The following is a 16,945-nucleotide window of genomic DNA, read 5'->3' as shown; positions in this document are numbered from 1 at the left end:
CAGTTCGATCCAGGTTCGCGACCGAGAATGCCTTAATGCACGGGGACGGCAAGATGGCCAGAATCGCTTGGCTCGAAGGGGCCTGAGGTCCGTATGCGTATCGAGTCGATCAAAGTCTATCAAATGCTTCTGCCTGTCAAAGGCGGGGCCTACCGGATGGCTAGCGATACAGTGCAGGATCTGGACAGCACGCTCGTTGAAGTGACCACCGAGGACGGGCTGTCAGGCTGGGGTGAGACTTGCCCGGTCGGCCCTGTTTATCAGCCCCAACATGCCCTGGGAGCGAGAGCGGCAATTGCTGAAATAGCGCCTGGGCTCGTTGGTGAGGACACTACGTCCATGCGCCGCCTCGCGCAAAGAATCGACGAGCGGTTGAATGGTCACAACTACGCCAAGGCGGCCTTGGACATAGCTCTCCTCGATCTCGCCGGCCAGCGGCTAGGCGTTCCCGTTTCAACACTTCTGGGCGGTGCGCTCACCGATCGTGTGCCCTCTTACTACTCGACTATTGTCGGTGCACCGGACGAGACCGCGCGTGTTGCCGTCGACAAGGTCAAGGCCGGATACCCACGACTCCAGATCAAGATAGGCGGACGGGATCTCGAACAAGACGTCGCCACCGTGCACAAGGTATGGGAAGCGGTTGGCTTCAGGGCCCGGATAGCCGTCGATGCCAATCGTGGCCTCACCGCCGCGGCGGCGCTGCACATCGACCGGCTTTGCCAGGCAATCCCGTTCGTATTCGAACAGCCTTGCAACACCATGGAGGAAGTCGCGAGCCTCAAGGGACGCATTACCCACCCGGTCTACCTCGACGAGAACACCGAGGATTTGAACGCCGTCCTGCGGGCAGTGTCTTCAGGTATCGCGGACGGATTCGGATTGAAGGTGACACGCCTGGGCGGCCTTACCAAGATGGTCACGGTCCGCGACATGTGTGCGATACGATCTCTTCCGCACAGCTGCGACGATGCCTGGGGTGGGGACGTCATCGCCGCGGCATGCGTCCACTTGGCCGCTACCGTCGAGCCGAGACGCTTTGAGGGCGCCTGGATCGCGCAGGAATACATCGAAGGTCATACCGATCCCGTAAATCCCATCGTCATCGAAAACGGGCATATACGCGTCCCCCAGATGCCAGGGCTTGGTGTCAAACCTGAGCGCTCTCGACTCAAAGCGCCGGTCGCGATTTTCGGAGGTTGAGGATCCTGTGACGTTCGCGGCGATTGTATCTGGCCAGTATCGTCGGCAATTGCGAACCTCCAGAACATCTGGCGGGGCACCAAAGGTTGGCGCCCCGGGACTTCATGAGCCGCAAAAAAGCCGATATGCAGGATGCGTGGTATTGATAGCCTCAAGCCATCAAAAGCCGGAGATTCTGCATGAGACTGACAGTGCTCGTTGCCGTCCTTTCGACAGCCTTGCCGGCGGCCGCCTTCGCCGGCCCGGCGTCCGACGCCGTGAAATTCTTCTATGTGCCGGCCGTCAAGTTCGAGGCAGACGAACAATACCGGGATCGGTTCACCGAGCCGGTGACGAAATTGTTCGAGCTGAACGACCAGGCAACGAAAAAGCACCCGGACGAGGTCGCCTGCATCGATTTCGATCCGGGTCTCGACGCACAGGATTTCGATCAGAAATCTGTATCGAAAACCCTGAAATTGTCCGAGAAGCGAGATGGTGACAACGCCGAGGTTACAGCGTCCTTCAGCCTTTTCTCGGAAGGCGATGACTCCAAACGTGAGATGGTCTGGTCGCTCAAGAAGATCGACGGCAAGTGGAAGATATCGGACATCGCCTCGAAGACCAGCGACTGGAAGCTCAGCGCGCTGGAATGCTTGGCCAGCCAGACACCGGAGTGATGCGATGGGCCGTCGCCCGCTCCTGGCACTGTCGGTCATGTGCCTGCTGGCTGTGGGTTTGAGCGGCGCCGCCGCCCAGGGGCTGTTCGGCGCGCCGCCCGCAAATGCACCCGGCGACACCGCGCCGGGCGATAGCGGGGCACCGCCCGCAAATGCACCCGGCGGTGCGGTGGAACCGGCAACGCCGCCGGTTGCATGGCCGCCCAGCGGGCCGCCCGCGCCGATCCAGCCGGGATCGCCGACGGCGGTCGTGCGGCCCTTTTACGATCAGGTCGGCCTTGAGATCGATCCGGCGCAGCGCAGTCATTTCGTCGATCCGGCGAAAACCGTCCTCGACAAGAGCGATGCCTTGCGCAAATCCGGGCAGGGCGAGTGTCTCGACCCCAACATGGCGCTGGACAATGCGGACTACAACAAGGCCGAGATCGACAAGAGTTTGAAGACGCTCGAGGCGATCAATGGTGACCAGGCCAAGGTCATCGTCGCCTTCGTCGTCGCCGGCAACCCGCACCGCCTTGAGTGGAAATTCAAGAAGATCGACGGCGACTGGAAGATATCGGACCTGCTGTCGGTGACCGGCGAATGGGCGCTCAGCCAATATCAGTGCGAATAGGCAGCGAAATGAAAATCACCAATATTCGCGTCACTCATGTCAATGTGCCCCTCGATGCGCCGTTCTGGTGGACGGCTGGTCTCTATGGCGGCGCCTCGAAATCGATCATCGAGGTTGAGACCGATCAAGGCGTGGTCGGGCTGGGCGAGGCGCCGTGGTGGCATTTCGGCGAGGTGATAAAGGCCGAGATCGCGCCTGCGCTGATCGGCGCCGATCCGCTCGACATAGCTGACTGCGAGGCACGCTGCGTGCCGCCTTGGCAGATTACCGCCAACACAGGGGAAAACGCTGCCTCCGTCGCTTTCGGCTCCGTGGAACTGGCCCTGTGGGACATCAGGGGCAAGGTCTTCGGCATGCCGCTCCACAAGCTGCTTGGCGGCGCGGTGCGCAAGGATGTTCCGTTTTCGGAATATTTCGCCTTTCGCCCCGAGCAGGATGGGGCAGGCGGCGAGATGACCCGAAGCGATCGTCGACTATTGCCTGAGGATGCGCGAGGAGCACGGCTCGACCATTTTCGAGGGCAAGCTCATCATGGGCGATCCGCAGTTGGAGATCAGGACGGTGCGCATGCTGCGCGAGGCGCTCGGCGAAAAGGCGCAGATCAAGCTCGATTCCAACATGCAATGGTCGCTGACCACGGCGCGTTGGGTGCTGCGCGAGATCGAGCCGTTCAACGTTCGCAATTATGAGGATCCGGTCGCCACCTTCGAGGAGATGGCGGCGCTGCGCCAGCACTCGCGCATCCCGTTCTCAACCCACATTCCGGACCTCAGGCGCGCTGTCGCGCTCGGCGCCCCGGACTACTTCGTCTGCAATTTCGCGGCGCTCGGCGGCTTGTCGAGAACGCTGAAATTCGTCGCCGCCTGCGAGGCGATGGGCAAGGGTTTCTGGTGTTATTCGAACGATCTCGGCATCATGACTTCGGCCTACCTTCATGTCGTGGCGGCAACCCCCTGGATCACCGAAGCGTCGCAATCGCTGTTTGCCTGGCAGGTCGGCGACGTCATCAAGGATGGTCCGTTCCGGCAGACCGACAATATGGTGCGCGTGCCGGAAGGCCATGGACTGGGCGTCGAACTCGATCCGGCGGCGATGAAACGCTGGGCCGGTCACTTCGCCGAGCACGGGCCGATGGGGCATTTCAGCGATCCGAACAATCCTGGCCGCTACCGCCGGCTGCCGCTCAACTGATGCCGAATGTCGCTCTCAGAAACCGCCGCTCAGCCGCGCCCGCGATAGGGCGCGACGCCGGTGTCCGGCAGCCAGGCGCCTTCGGGCGGCGCGCCGGTCTGCCAGAACACATCGATCGGAATGCCGCCGCGCGGAAACCAGTAGCCGCCGACGCGCAGCCACAGCGGCTTGGTGGCCGCCACGATGCGGCGCCCGATCATCACCGTGCACTCCTCGTGGAAGGCGCCATGGTTGCGAAACGAGGTCATGAACAGTTTCAGCGACTTCGATTCCACCAGAGCCGCATCGGGCGCGTAGTCGATGACGATATGGGCGAAATCTGGCTGGCCTGTGACCGGGCAGAGCGAAGTGAATTCCGGGCAGGTGAAGCGCACGATAGCCGGCGGACCGTCGCCGCGCGAAAACGGAACGGTTTCCAGGACCGCCTGATCGGGGCTCTGTGGCGTCTCGACGTGCGCGCCGAGCTGGGTAAGGTCTTTGGTGATGGTCATGGACGGTGGCCTTGTTTGGTTTTTGCGGCTCATTAGCATCGGACTGAAAAGTGTGCAGCGGTTTTCGGATAAATCCGATGCTTAAATAGGAAATGCAGCAGCGCATGCTGATCCAGCACAATTTGAAACAGTAGGAAGACGATGACCTCCAACGATCCGCTTCTCCAGCCCTACCAGCTCAAGCATCTGACGCTGAAGAACCGGGTGATGTCGACCAGCCACGAGCCGGCCTATTCGGAAGACGGCATGCCGAAGGAGCGCTACCGCCTCTACCATGCCGAAAAGGCCAAGGGCGGCATGGCGCTGACCATGACCGCCGGCTCGGCGATCGTCTCGCGCGACAGTCCGGCCGCCTTCGGCAATCTGCATGTCTATGACGACGGGATCGTGCCGTGGCTAACCGAGCTCGTCGAGGCCTGTCATGAACATGACTGCAAGGTGATGATCCAGATCACCCATCTCGGCCGCCGCACCGGCTGGAACAAGGCCGACTGGCTGCCGGTGCTGTCGGCCTCGCCGGTGCGCGAGCCGGCGCATCGCGCTTTCCCGAAGACCATCGAGGACTGGGACATCGAGCGCATTGTCGCCGACTATGCTTCGGCTGCCCAGCGCTGCCGGGCGGCCGGCCTCGATGGCATCGAGTTCGAGGCCTACGGCCATCTGATCGACGGCTTCTGGTCGCCGGCCACCAACCATCGCGATGATGAGTTCGGCGGCTCGCTCGACAACCGCCTGCGTTTCACCAACATGGTGCTCGATGCCGTGCGGGCGGCGGTTGGCGGCAAATTCGTCGTTGGCATCCGCATGGTCGCCGACGAGGATTTCGAGAAGGGCCTGTCGAAGGAAGAGGGCGTCGAGATCGCCAGGCGGCTCGCCAACTCCGGCAAGGTCGATTTCCTCAACATCATCCGCGGCTCGATCGAGAGCGACGCGGCGCTGACCAAGGTCATCCCGGTGGCCGGCATGCGCTCTTCGCCGCATCTCGATTTCGCCGGCGAGGTGAGGGCGGCGACAAAGTTCCCGACCTTCCATGCGGCACGGATTTCCGATGTCGCCACCGCGCGCCACGCCATCGCCTCCGGTAAACTCGACATGGTCGGCATGACTCGCGCCCACATCGCCGATCCGCACATCATCCGCAAAGTCATGGAAGGTCGCGAGCACGAGATCCGCCCTTGTGTCGGCGCGACCTATTGTCTCGACCGCATCTATGAGGGCGGCGAAGCGCTGTGCATCCACAATGCGGCGACTGGCCGCGAGGCCGATATTCCGCACATCATCGTCAAGACCGAGGGGCCGAGAAGAAAGGTCATCGTCGTTGGTGCCGGCGCCGGCGGGCTGGAGGCGGCGCGTGTCGCAGCCGAGAGAGGCCATTACGTCACGATCCTGGAAGCATCGTCACAGGCGGGCGGGCAGGTGCGGTTGGCGACGCAGAACCCGCGCCGCAAGGAATTGATCGGCATCATCGACTGGCGGCTGGCCGAACTCGACCGGCTCGGCGTCGAGATCCGCTATGATACCTGGGCGGAGAAGGACGATGTTCTGGCGCTGGCGCCAGACGTGGTGGTGGTCGCCACCGGTGGCCTGCCGCAGAACCCGCCATTGACGGCTGGCGACAACCTTGTCACCTCAAGCTGGGACATCATGGCCGGCAGCGTCAAACCAGCCGAAAACGTGCTGCTTTATGACGACAATGGCGGCCATCAGGGTATGGGTGCGGCCGAATTGATCGCCAATGCCGGCTCGAAGCTCGAACTCGTTTCGCCGGAGCGCTTCTTCGCTCCCGAAATGGGCGGTATGAACCACGTGCCCTACATGCGCGCCTTCCAGGAAAAGGGCGTCACCATAACCATCAACACGCGGCTGCGCTCGGTGCGGCGCGAGGGCAATCAGCTGATCGCCGAACTGGCTTCGGATTTCGCCGACGGCTGGCGCGGCGAGCGGCGGGTCGACCAGGTGGTGGTCGAGCACGGCACGGCGCCGCTCGACGAACTCTATCTCGCGCTGAAGCCGCTGTCGAAGAATGGCGGGGCGGTCGACTACGAGCGTCTGGTGAGCGGCGGCGACATCTTTCCGGCGCGCAACCCGCAAGGCGGCTTCACGCTGTTCAGGATCGGCGACGCGGTCGCCTCGCGCAACATCCACGCCGCCATCTATGACGGCATCAGGTTCGGCTTGCGAATCTGATCCCTCGTCGCGAGAATTGGTGGCGCGCGGTCGAACTTGCGTACGAGAGCCCGTGTACGTTGGCCTGACCGCGCGCCCGCACGTCATTGGCTCGTTGCCGCACGACGTACGATTCTGTGAGCTTGTTTCGCGTGGTGCGCCTCAGAACATCCTGGCGATGGCCATGCACAGCACCGTGATGACCAGCAGACACGCGGCAATCCGTTCGCCAATTGCCATTCTGGCGCGCAGTTGCGTTTCGGTTTCCGCATTCGCGCCGGCAAGTCGTCTGCTGGGCGCTCTGACCATCGCGCCGAGGACGCCCGCGGCGGCGAAGGCGGCCAGGATGCCAAGCGCCAGCACCATTTCCGTCGAACCGAAATAGCCGCCGTGGAAGAAATACCAGAGCAGCGCTCCGGTCAGGAAAACCATGCCGGCCGCGCCCATCTGTGGCTGGATGAAGCGCTCGGCCCGGATATCGGGATCGCGCGCCAGCGTGATCGTGGTGCCGGCCCAGAATACGCCTGCCATGACATGAAGAGCGATAACGACGATGTAGACATATTGCATGACCGGATTCCTCTTTCGCCCGCCATGTGATATAGTTAGATATCAAATGATTAGATGTCAATGTATAAGCCGGAGTCGGTTCCATCCGTCGGGAACACCGTCTAGTGTCTGGCAATGACGCCCTTTGACCGCCCGCCAGTCGGCATGAATCTCGGCCGAACCGCCAAGCTGGTTGCCCAGGCTTTTGACGCTGCCCTAGTCGAAGCTGGCGGTACGTTGCCGGTCTGGCTCACGCTGCTGTCGGTGAAGTCGAGCGAGCTTGCCAATCAGCGCGAGCTTGCCGGCATGATCGGCATCCAGGGGGCGACGCTGACCCACCATCTCAACGCTATGGAGGCGCAGGGCCTGCTGACGCGCCGCCGCGATCCTGTCAATCGAAGGGTCCATCTGGTCGAATTGACTGAATCCGGAGAAGCGCTGTTCGAGACATTGCGCAAGGCCGCGCTTGTCTTCGATAGGCGATTGCGTACGGGATTGTCCGACGACAGGCTGGCGGAGTTTGCACAGGTGCTGGCGGCGTTGCGGGGCAATGTCGAAGGATAGGCCGAATTAGCACAACGACATGCACGGAGCGCGCTGCACGAATCCGCTCAAGCGCGACGCTTTAGGCAGTGCCTATGCCAGGCTTCCTTGCAGCACTGTCAGCTTGGCCTTCTTCGGCATGCGGGCTGTCAGCCATTCCAGCGCCTTGTCCTGCGGCATCGGGAAGGCGATGGAATAGCCCTGCACCTGGTCGCAGCCGATTGCCATCAGCGAATCGAGTTCGGCCTCGGTTTCGGCGCCCTCGGCAACGATCGAGATGCCGAGGCCGCGGGCAAGTTCGGTGATGGCGCGCACGATTTTCGAGTTGTCGCCATTCTCATGGATGTTCTGGACGAAGCGGCGATCGATCTTCAGCCGGTCGATCTCGTTCGGATTGACGTGGCTGAGCGATGCATAGCCGGTGCCGAAATCATCGAGTTCCAGATGGACGCCGGCGGCCCTGATGTGGCGCAGCTTTGCCGCGATGCCTGTCTTCTCGTCATCGAGAATGACGGATTCGACGATCTCCAGCGACAGTTTCTGTGGCGGAAGTCCGGCCTTTTCCAACGTTTCGAACAGAAATGCATCGAAATCGTGCTCGCGCAGCTCGGTGCCCGAAACATTGACGGCAAGCCGCCCGAAGGCGATGCCGGCGCGGTTCCATTCGGCGGCTTCGTTGATCGCCTTGCTGATGACGATGCGGCCTATCTCTGGCATGAAGCCGCATTTCTCAGCGACCGGAATGAACTCGCCCGGTGGGATCATGCCGCGCTCGGCATGGTTCCAGCGCACCAGCGCCTCGATGCCGCTGATTGTTCCATCTGTCAGCGAAACCTGCGGCTGGAAATAGACCTGGAATGCCCGCTCCGAGATGGCGACCTTGATGTCGTGCTCGAGCTGCTTGCGATAGTCCAGTTCGCGGCGCAGCTCCTCGGAGAAGAACGAGAAGTTGCCGCCACCCGTCTTCTTGGCGGAATAGAGCGCCAGATCGGCATGAACCAGCAGATCCTGTGCATTGTCGGCGTCGATCGGATAGACGGCAATGCCGGCGCTGGCCCCAGGCAGGATGGTCGTGCCCTGGAAGGTGATCGGCTCGTTGATCTGCTCCAGGATGCGCCTGGCCAGCATGTTGATGTCCTCGGTGCCGCCGGCGCCGTTCAGGATCATCACGAATTCGTCGCCTCCAAGGCGCGCGCAGAGGTCCGACGCCCGGCAGGAATCGCGCATGCGCTGTGCCGTGACGACCAGCACATAGTCGCCGGCGGCGTGGCCGAGCGTGTCGTTGATCTGCTTGAAGCGGTCGAGGTCGAGCTGGATCACCGCCAGCCGCTCGCGCCGGCGATGCGCGCCCTTGATCAGCGTGTCGAAATGATCCGTGAGGAAGGTGCGGTTGTGCAGCCCGGTCAGCCCGTCATGCACGGCAATGAAGGCCATCGAGTTGCGCGCGTCGACAAGCTCATGCGTCTTGCGCAGGATGGCCTTGGACATCGGCCGGAAGATGAACAGCGCAACCAGCACGATGACGCCGATGGTGGCGAAGAACAGGGTGCGGTGGAGATCGAGCAGCTGTTCCGAGCGCGCATCGGCATAGGCGCTGATGCGTTGGCCAAGTGCCGCATAGCCCGACAGGGTAGCATTGGCGACGGAGGCGTCGAGATTGACGCGCTCGGCGCCGCCCTTGTAGCCCTCGCCGCTGTTCGCCAGCTTCGATTTGAACGATGAGATCAAGCGTTTGCCATTGGCGATCAGCCCGACCGAGAAGTAATCGAGGTGGAACGGCTTGGCGAAAAGCACATTTTCGATCGACTTGGGATCGAACCGTGCCTGCGATATCGGATCGGCGCCCGTCTGGTCGAGCAGGAGATCGTAATTCGTCTCGAATTCGGCGGTAGCTTGCTTGAGCGCGGCAACCAGCGCCGGCTGCTTGTCTGGCGATGCGGCGCCCGTTGCGCCGGCAAGGAAGACGATGCGCTGCGACAGCGCCTTTTGCGTGCTGACGATATTTTGCAACGTCTCATTGCGTTGCTGGGCGGCCATCATCTGCTGCAGCAGGATGAAGGAGGCCATCACCATGGCGGCAATGATCAGCAGCGCCAGCCAGTAGCCGCTCTTGATCAGCAGTATGAGCTTGCGCGAAACGCTATGCACTGGCTGCTGCGACATTTTCGGGGGCGGCCCTCTCGCCAACGGATTCCTGCTGCGGGGACCATTGGCCCGCAAATGTTAACAGGTCCGGAAATGGACAGCCGGCAGGCCGGCGCGACACAGCGAAAGATCGCGAAATGGTTATCGGGTCCTTTCGCGACGCGCCCGCATTTGAGCAGTCATCGACTGCCGACATTGTCGATGTGAGGCGTGCGTGATCGTCCGACGTTCGGGTTTGGTGCTGCACAGCCACCGATCCGGTCGTTTTTGCGATGGATTTTTCATGCGGGCGGGACGACAGTCTGCCCACATCAAACGAGGCCCGATCATGACCGCAGCATTTCTCTCCCACATCGACAGCGAGCTTGCGGGGCTGAAATCGGCTGGCCTCTACAAATCCGAACGGGTGATCACATCGACCCAGTCGGCGCAGATCGAGGTCGGCGGGCAGAAAGTGCTGAACTTCTGCGCCAACAATTATCTCGGCCTCGCCGACAGCGCCGACTTGCGCGACGCCGCCAAGCAGGCGCTCGACCGCTATGGCTATGGAATGGCGTCGGTGCGCTTCATCTGCGGCACGCAGGAGGAGCACAAACAGCTCGAGGCGACGATTTCATCCTTCCTCGGCCTGGAAGACACTATCCTCTACGGCTCCTGCTTCGACGCCAATGGCGGCCTGTTCGAGACGTTGCTGGGGGAGGACGACGCGATCATTTCCGACGCGCTGAACCACGCCTCGATCATCGACGGCGTGCGGCTGTCGAAGGCCAAGCGCTTCCGTTACGCCAACAACGACATGGCCGATCTCGAGGCGCGATTGAAGGAGGCCAGGGATTGCCGCTTCCGGCTGATCGCCACCGATGGCGTGTTTTCGATGGATGGCATCATCGCCAATCTGAAGGGGGTCTGCGATCTCGCCGACAAGTACGACGCCATGGTGATGGTCGACGACAGCCACGCGGTCGGCTTCGTTGGCAAGAACGGCCGCGGCTCGGCCGAGCATTGCGGCGTCGAGGGCAGGGTGGACATCATCACCGGCACGCTCGGCAAGGCACTTGGCGGCGCATCAGGTGGTTACACCTCGGGCAAGAGCCAAGTGGTTGACTGGCTGCGCCAGCGCTCGCGGCCTTATCTCTTCTCCAACACGCTGATGCCGGCGATCGCCGGCGCCTCGATCAAGGTGTTCGAACTGGTCCGCAATGGTGACGCCTTGCGCGAGCGCCTCTATGCCAACGCGGCGCGATTCCGGTCGCAGATGGGCAAGCTCGGCTTCACGCTGGCCGGCGCCGACCATCCGATCATCCCGGTGATGCTGGGCGATGCGAGCCTGGCGCAGGAGATGGCGGCGCGCATGCTGAAGCGCGGCATCTATGTCATCGGCTTTTCCTTCCCGGTGGTGCCGAAGGGGCAGGCACGCATCCGCACCCAGATGTCGGCCGCGCATTCCACTGCCGACATTGACCGCGCGGTGGAAGCGTTTGCCGCCGTCGGGCGTGAACTCGGGGTGATTTCCTGAAAGCCCGAAATCGAAAAGCGATTCCGGATCAAGAGATTCAAGGGACAATGAAATGTCGAACATGATGAAGGCGCTGGTGAAGGCCAAGGCCGAACCGGGCATCTGGATGGAACAGGTGCCGGTGCCGGAGATCGGCCCCAATGATGTGCTGATCAAGATCAGGAAGACCGCCATCTGCGGCACTGACGTCCACATCTACAATTGGGACCAGTGGGCGCAGAAGACGGTGCCGGTACCGATGGTCACTGGCCATGAATTCGTCGGCACGGTCGCCGATTTCGGCGCCGCGGTCACTGAGTACAAGGTCGGCCAGCGTGTGTCCGGCGAAGGTCATATCGTCTGCGGCCATTGCCGCAACTGCCGTGCGGGCAGGGGGCATCTGTGCCGGAACACGCTTGGCGTCGGTGTCAATCGGCCGGGCGCCTTCGGCGAGTATCTGGCGATCCCCCAGCACAATGTGGTGCCGATCCCCGACGACGTGCCGGACGAGATCGCCGCGATCTTCGATCCCCTGGGCAATGCGGTTCACACCGCATTGTCCTTCGATCTGGTTGGCGAGGACGTGCTGGTTACCGGCGCCGGACCGATCGGCATCATGGGCGCGCTCGTCGCCCAATGTGTGGGTGCGCGTAAGGTGGTGATCACCGACATCAATCCGGTGCGGCTGGAGCTGGCGAAAAAGCTTGGCGTCCAGCATGTCGTTGATGCCTCCAAGGAAAGGCTGCGTGATGTGATGCCGGCGCTCGGAATGACCGAGGGTTTTGATGTCGGTCTCGAAATGTCGGGCGCCGCACCCGCCTTCCGCGACATGATCGACACCATGAACAACGGCGGCAAGATCGCCATCCTCGGCATTGCCCCGACCGGCTTCGAGATCGACTGGAACAAGGTCATCTTCAAGATGCTGCATCTCAAGGGCATCTACGGCCGCGAGATGTTCGAGACCTGGTACAAGATGATCGCGCTGGTGCAGGGCCCGCTCGACGTGACCGGCCTGATCACCCACCGCATCGGCATCGACGATTTCCAGATCGGCTTCGATGCAATGCGCAGCGGCAGTTCCGGCAAGGTGGTGATGGATTGGTAGGCTATTGGTCGAAGAATGCGGAGCCAGAGAAAGCTGTTCCGTAACGATCCGTCGCGCCAAAATACCATTTCTGTTGCCGACTTAGCCTTTGCCCAGCGCGCCCTCCAGCGCAGCCAATCCATTGCTGATCGCTGCACGCTCGCTGGCGCTCAGCTTTGCCAGCAGTTCTCGCTCGAAGGCTTTCGCCAAAGGCACCATTTCGCGATAGGCGGCAAGGCCGGCCTTGGTCAACGTCAGATGCTCGACGCGGCGGTCATTCTCGTCAGCGGTTCGCGTCAGCCAGCGCCGCCGTTCGAGTTCGGCGACGGCGCGTGAGACTTTGGTCTTGTGCATAGCCGACTGCTCGCCGAGCGCTGTGGCGGTCATTGTGCCGCGCTGTCCCAATCCGGAAAGGGTACGCCATTCGGGCCGGGTCAGGCCATGGCGTTCCCTGTAGATCATAGAGAATTCCCGGCTGACCGCATCGGCGAGGCGGTACAGCCGATAGGGCAGGAAGTTTTCCAGTTCGAGGATTTCCATTGGTCCGTACCCGGCGCATCGGAAGATTGATAGTTACATTTTCAATGGTTACAAATGAAACCAGTTTGGTCAATCCATCAGGACGCGCCGCGTCTTCCTGGATGCGCAAGGGAGGATCGGATGGCCTTTTCCTACATGCCGGGCTTCGGCAACGACTTCGAAACCGAGACGCTGCCAGGCTCGCTGCCGCAGGGGCGGAACTCGCCGCAGCGGCCGGCCTACGGCCTCTATGCCGAACAGCTCTCTGGTTCGCCCTTCACCGCGCCGCGCGGCACCAATGAACGCTCCTGGCTCTATCGGATCCGGCCGAGCGTGAAGCACACCGGCCGCTTCAAGGCCGCGAGCTATCCGATTTGGAAGAGTGCGCCCAATGTCGGCGATCATGAGCTGGCGCTCGGCCAGTATCGCTGGAATCCGGTGCCAATGCCGAAGGAGCCGACCGATTTCATCGCCGGCATGCGCAGCATCACCACCGCTGGCGACGTGTTGGGGCAGACCGGCATGGCCGCACATGTCTATGTCGCCAACCGCTCGATGGTCGACGACCATTTCTTCAACGCCGACGGCGAACTGCTGGTCGTGCCGCAGGTCGGTGCCTTGCGCTTCGTCACCGAGATGGGTGTCATTGAACTTAGGCCCGGCGAGATCGCCGTGCTGCCGCGCGGTCTCGTCTTCAAGGTCGAGTTGGTCGACAAGGAAGTCCGCGGCTATGTCTGCGAGAATTACGGCGCCAAGCTGACGCTGCCCGACCGAGGCCCGATCGGCGCCAATTGCCTGGCCAATCCACGCGATTTCAAGACGCCTTGCGCCTGGTTCGAGGAGAAGGAAACGCCGTGCCGACTGACGGTGAAATGGTGCGGAAATTTCCATGTCACCGAGATCGGCCACTCGCCCCTTGATGTCGTTGCCTGGCACGGCAACTACGCACCCTACAAATATGATCTGGCGACCTTTTCGCCGGTCGGCGCCCTGCTTTTCGACCATCCCGATCCGTCTATCTTCACGGTGCTGACCGCGCCGAGCGGTGAGGAGGGGACCGCCAACATCGACTTCGTCATCTTCCCGCCGCGTTGGCTGGTGGCCGAAGATACGTTCCGACCGCCCTGGTATCACCGCAACATCATGAGCGAGTTCATGGGCCTGATCCATGGCCAGTACGATGCCAAGGAAGAAGGCTTCGTTCCCGGCGGCATCAGCCTGCACAATCTGATGCTGGCCCATGGGCCGGATGCGCCTGGCTTTGAAAAGGCCTCGCGCGCGGACCTGAAACCCGTCAAGCTCGACAACACCATGGCCTTCATGTTCGAGACCCGTTACCCACAGATGCTGACCCGCTACGGCGCCGAACTGGAAACCCGGCAGGACAATTACATCGACTGCTGGGCCGACCTGAAGAAGCGCTTCAACGGCACGCCCGAGGGCGACTGGTCTTGAGCGGTGAGCCAATGCCGGATCGGCTGGTGCTGCTCGGCTCGAAGGGTGGTCCGGCGCTGCGGCCGGGCGGACCATGGCCGAGCTCCTCGTTGCTGCGGATCAGCGGCCGCGGCCTCGTCGTCGACTGCGGGCTTGGCGTGACGCGCGGCCTCGTCGACACTGGCATCAGCCTGAAGGCGCTCGACCTGATCTTCATCACCCACCTGCATTCCGATCATGTGCTGGAACTGGGACCTTTGCTTCACACCGCCTGGACGGCGGGTCTGGCCACGCCAGTCAGCGTGTTCGGCCCACCCGGCACGGGCCACTACTGGCAGCGCTTTTGTCAGGCGATGGAATTCGACATCGAGATCCGCATTGTCGATGAGGGCCGGCCGGATATCCGCGAGCTGGTTTCGATCGTCGAATTCGGCGATGGACAGGTGGTCGAGCAGCGCGGCCTGAAGGTTTCGGCGCTGCGCGTCGACCATCCGCCGGTGGCCGACTGTTTTGCGCTGCGCTTTGAGCATGGCGGGAAAAGCGTGGTGTTTTCCGCCGACACAGCCTTCTTTCCACCACTCGCCGATTTTGCTGAAGGTGCTGACATTCTGGTCCATGAAGCCATGCTGGAGGAAGGCATCGAGCGGCTGGTGGCCAGAACCGGCAATGGCGCGCGGCTGAAAGAACATCTGCTCGCCAGCCACAGCTTTGCCGAGGAGGCCGGGCGCATCGCCAGTGAAGCTGGCGTGAGGAGGCTGGTGCTCAACCACCTCATCCCGGCCGACGATGCCGAGATCGGCGAGGCCGACTGGATTGCCGCTGTCAGGAAAACATGGGCTGGCGACTTGACGATCGCCCGCGACGGCCTTGTTGTGGAACTCGCATGATCCCTAAAGGCGGGAACCGGTTCTCGGAAAAGATCATGGGTAGGACAAAATCCAAAACGGCACCAAAGCCGTATCAGGAGAGGAAACCGCATGAAGCTTGCCACCTTGAAGGACGGGACGCGCGACGGAAAACTCGTCGTCGTCTCGCGCGACCTGACGCAGTACACAGATGCCTCGTTCCTGGCGCGCACGCTGCAGGCGGCGCTCGACGACTGGCGCCGCATCGCGCCGCACCTCGCGACACTGGCGGAATCGCTGGAAACCAATGCGGTGCCGTCAGCCCGCTTTCACGAACATGACGCGCATTCGCCGCTGCCGCGCGCCTATCAATGGGCCGATGGCTCGGCCTATGTGAACCATGTCGAACTGGTGCGGAAGGCACGCGGCGCCGAGGTGCCGGCAAGTTTCTGGACCGATCCGCTGATCTACCAGGGCGGTTCCGACGGTTTCGTTCCGCCGCGCGACCCGATCCGCATGGCCGACGAAGCCTTCGGCATCGACCTGGAGGCGGAAGTCGCCGTTATTGTCGACGACGTGCCGATGGGCGCAAGCCTCGATGAAGCGCGCGCCGCGATCCGGCTGGTCATGCTGGTCAATGACGTGACGCTGCGCGCGCTCACCGGGCCGGAGCTGGCCAAGGGATTCGGCTTCTTTCAATCAAAGCCGTCCTCGGCCTTCTCTCCGGTCGCGGTGACGCCGGACGAACTGGGTGACGCCTGGGATCGCGGCAAGGTGAGCCTGCCGCTGCTCGCCGATCTCAACGGCAAGCCCTTCGGCCGGGCCAATGCCGGTATCGATATGACCTTCGATTTTCCGGCATTGATCGTTCATGCCGCCAGGACAAGACCATTGACCGCCGGCACCATCATCGGCTCTGGCACCGTGTCCAACAAGCTCGACGGCGGGCCGGGCAAGCCGGTGTCGGCGGGCGGCGCCGGCTATTCCTGTATTGCCGAACTGCGCATGATCGAGACGATAGAGAGCGGCGAACCGAAAACGCCGTTCCTGCGCTTCGGTGACACGGTCCGCATCGAGATGAAGGACAAGGCCGGGCACTCTATCTTCGGCGCCATCGAGCAGAAGGTCGAGAAATACGAGGGATAGGGGCGGAGTAGTGGAATGAAGGGCGAGGCATTCTATCTTCTGTGCGGCGTCTGGGCGATCGCCATACTGCTCGTCTTCATCCTGGCGATCCGACTGAGCTATCGCATCGAGTCACGCTCGCCGGACCTGACCAACCGCGGCGGCTTTCCCCGCAAGGCGATGTTGTTTCACACCGTCACAAACATGAAAGTCTCGCCAGACGAGCAAACGCAAGCCATGCGGCGGCGCATGAATGGGCTGCTATTAATCGTTCTCGCCGGATTTGCGGTGATGTGGGCAGGTCTGTATCTGGTTCGCTCTACAGGATGACGTGATGACTTTGCTTGACCATCTGCGCCGCATGGCCGGCAACAATCTCTGGTCGAACGACCGGCTCTATCATGCCGTACTCGCGCTCAAGCCTGGTGAGTTCGAAGCCGAACGCACCAGCTTTTTCCCGTCGATCAAGGCGACGCTCAACCACATCCTTGCGGTCGATCATCTCTATCTCGATTTTCTGGAAGAGGGCGGTGTCGGTGCCGCCGCCCATGATGATTTCGTGCCTTTCGACGAGCCCCATGCGCTGTTTGCCGCGCAGGTCGCGGCCGACCGGCGGCTGATCGCCTTCTGCCACGCCCTATCGTGCGACGATCTCGACCGCCGCGTCGTCACCGACCGGCGCGAGGACGGCATGATCCCCGAGCGCATCGGCGACATCCTCGCGCATGTCTTCCTGCATGACATCCATCACCGCGGCCAGGTGCACGCGATGCTGTCCGGCACGTCGGTCAAGCCGCCGCAGCTCGACGAGTTCCTGCTCGACTACGATGTGAAGCTCAGAGAGAAGGAGGTCGAGCGGCTGGGGCTCGAAATCTGATTT

17 protein-coding genes and 1 pseudogene are annotated in these 16,945 nt (G+C 62.2%); 14 read left to right on the top strand and 4 right to left on the bottom strand.

From position 1 onward, the window contains the following. The first annotated feature begins 93 nt into the window (after positions 1–93). From AC56QQ_RS22030 to AC56QQ_RS22010, 5 genes and pseudogenes are all read left to right on the top strand, one after another. Positions 94–1,203 carry a mandelate racemase/muconate lactonizing enzyme family protein gene (locus AC56QQ_RS22030; RefSeq protein ID WP_497123355.1) on the top strand — a complete coding sequence of 370 codons (1,110 nt, stop codon included), beginning with the start codon at positions 94–96 and terminating at the stop codon, positions 1,201–1,203. Positions 1,204–1,382: 179 nt separating this feature from the next. Continuing rightward, positions 1,383–1,862, top strand: coding sequence for a DUF3828 domain-containing protein (locus AC56QQ_RS22025; protein WP_497123354.1), 480 nt, complete (start codon positions 1,383–1,385; stop codon positions 1,860–1,862). Positions 1,863–1,866: 4 nt separating this feature from the next. Continuing rightward, positions 1,867–2,475, top strand: a complete 609-nt coding sequence (locus AC56QQ_RS22020) for a hypothetical protein (RefSeq protein ID WP_497123353.1) — start codon at positions 1,867–1,869, stop codon at positions 2,473–2,475. Continuing rightward, positions 2,445–2,792: pseudogene (locus tag AC56QQ_RS22015) on the top strand (hypothetical protein); the annotation flags it as partial. The gene AC56QQ_RS22020 and the pseudogene AC56QQ_RS22015, both read left to right, overlap by 31 nt. Positions 2,793–2,961: 169 nt before the next feature. After that, positions 2,962–3,666, top strand: coding sequence for a mandelate racemase/muconate lactonizing enzyme family protein (locus AC56QQ_RS22010; protein WP_497123352.1), 705 nt, complete (start codon positions 2,962–2,964; stop codon positions 3,664–3,666). Positions 3,667–3,695: 29 nt separating this feature from the next. On the opposite strand, the gene queF is transcribed toward AC56QQ_RS22010, so the two are convergent. Beyond that, complete coding sequence (gene queF / locus AC56QQ_RS22005) at positions 3,696–4,157, bottom strand: preQ(1) synthase (RefSeq protein ID WP_091577460.1); 462 nt, start codon at positions 4,155–4,157, stop codon at positions 3,696–3,698. Between the two features lie 141 nt (positions 4,158–4,298). On the opposite strand from queF, the gene AC56QQ_RS22000 reads away from it, so the two are divergent. Further along, positions 4,299–6,344 carry an oxidoreductase gene (locus tag AC56QQ_RS22000; protein WP_497123351.1) on the top strand — a complete coding sequence of 682 codons (2,046 nt, stop codon included), beginning with the start codon at positions 4,299–4,301 and terminating at the stop codon, positions 6,342–6,344. Between the two features lie 141 nt (positions 6,345–6,485). Here the strand turns inward: AC56QQ_RS22000 and AC56QQ_RS21995 are convergent, their stop codons facing one another. Next, positions 6,486–6,893, bottom strand: coding sequence for a hypothetical protein (locus AC56QQ_RS21995; protein ID WP_497123350.1), 408 nt, complete (start codon positions 6,891–6,893; stop codon positions 6,486–6,488). Between the two features lie 114 nt (positions 6,894–7,007). Between AC56QQ_RS21995 and AC56QQ_RS21990 the strand changes: the two genes are divergently transcribed. Then, a complete protein-coding gene (locus AC56QQ_RS21990) occupies positions 7,008–7,436 on the top strand; it encodes a MarR family winged helix-turn-helix transcriptional regulator (protein WP_497123349.1) in 429 nt (142 codons plus the stop codon). Between the two features lie 72 nt (positions 7,437–7,508). Here the strand turns inward: AC56QQ_RS21990 and AC56QQ_RS21985 are convergent, their stop codons facing one another. Continuing rightward, entirely contained in the window at positions 7,509–9,578 is a 2,070-nt protein-coding gene (locus tag AC56QQ_RS21985; protein WP_497123348.1) for a putative bifunctional diguanylate cyclase/phosphodiesterase, read from the bottom strand. 310 nt (positions 9,579–9,888) lie between these two features. Here AC56QQ_RS21985 and AC56QQ_RS21980 point away from each other — a divergent pair, with 310 nt between their 5' ends. Both AC56QQ_RS21980 and tdh read left to right on the top strand, forming a co-directional pair. Continuing rightward, entirely contained in the window at positions 9,889–11,076 is a 1,188-nt protein-coding gene (locus AC56QQ_RS21980; protein WP_091577468.1) for a glycine C-acetyltransferase, read from the top strand. Positions 11,077–11,128: 52 nt separating this feature from the next. Further along, positions 11,129–12,163, top strand: a complete 1,035-nt coding sequence (gene tdh / locus AC56QQ_RS21975) for an L-threonine 3-dehydrogenase (protein ID WP_497123347.1) — start codon at positions 11,129–11,131, stop codon at positions 12,161–12,163. 81 nt (positions 12,164–12,244) lie between these two features. Here tdh and AC56QQ_RS21970 read toward each other — a convergent pair whose 3' ends face one another. Continuing rightward, positions 12,245–12,682: a MarR family winged helix-turn-helix transcriptional regulator gene (locus tag AC56QQ_RS21970; protein WP_497123346.1), complete on the bottom strand. Its 438-nt coding sequence runs from the start codon at positions 12,680–12,682 to the stop codon at positions 12,245–12,247. Between the two features lie 120 nt (positions 12,683–12,802). Between AC56QQ_RS21970 and hmgA the strand changes: the two genes are divergently transcribed. The 5 genes from hmgA (at position 12,803) to AC56QQ_RS21945 (ending at position 16,942) form a co-directional block, all read left to right on the top strand. After that, positions 12,803–14,116 carry a homogentisate 1,2-dioxygenase gene (hmgA, locus tag AC56QQ_RS21965; RefSeq protein WP_497123345.1) on the top strand — a complete coding sequence of 438 codons (1,314 nt, stop codon included), beginning with the start codon at positions 12,803–12,805 and terminating at the stop codon, positions 14,114–14,116. An 11-nt stretch (positions 14,117–14,127) separates the two neighbouring features. Beyond that, the gene (locus AC56QQ_RS21960; protein ID WP_497129084.1) at positions 14,128–14,982 is read left to right on the top strand and encodes an MBL fold metallo-hydrolase; all 855 of its coding nucleotides are present in this window, start codon (positions 14,128–14,130) and stop codon (positions 14,980–14,982) included. Between the two features lie 90 nt (positions 14,983–15,072). Continuing rightward, complete coding sequence (locus tag AC56QQ_RS21955) at positions 15,073–16,086, top strand: fumarylacetoacetate hydrolase family protein (RefSeq protein ID WP_497123343.1); 1,014 nt, start codon at positions 15,073–15,075, stop codon at positions 16,084–16,086. A 15-nt stretch (positions 16,087–16,101) separates the two neighbouring features. Beyond that, positions 16,102–16,395: a hypothetical protein gene (locus tag AC56QQ_RS21950; RefSeq protein WP_497123342.1), complete on the top strand. Its 294-nt coding sequence runs from the start codon at positions 16,102–16,104 to the stop codon at positions 16,393–16,395. 4 nt (positions 16,396–16,399) lie between these two features. After that, on the top strand, positions 16,400–16,942 hold the full coding sequence (locus AC56QQ_RS21945; RefSeq protein WP_497123341.1) for a DinB family protein: 543 nt from the start codon (positions 16,400–16,402) through the stop codon (positions 16,940–16,942). The last annotated feature ends 3 nt before the right edge of the window (positions 16,943–16,945 follow it).

The organism is Mesorhizobium sp. RCAM 05099, assembly GCF_059683685.1.
The sequence above is the reverse complement of the archived record's forward strand: the minus strand, read 5'-3'. Positions and strand labels throughout refer to the sequence as shown.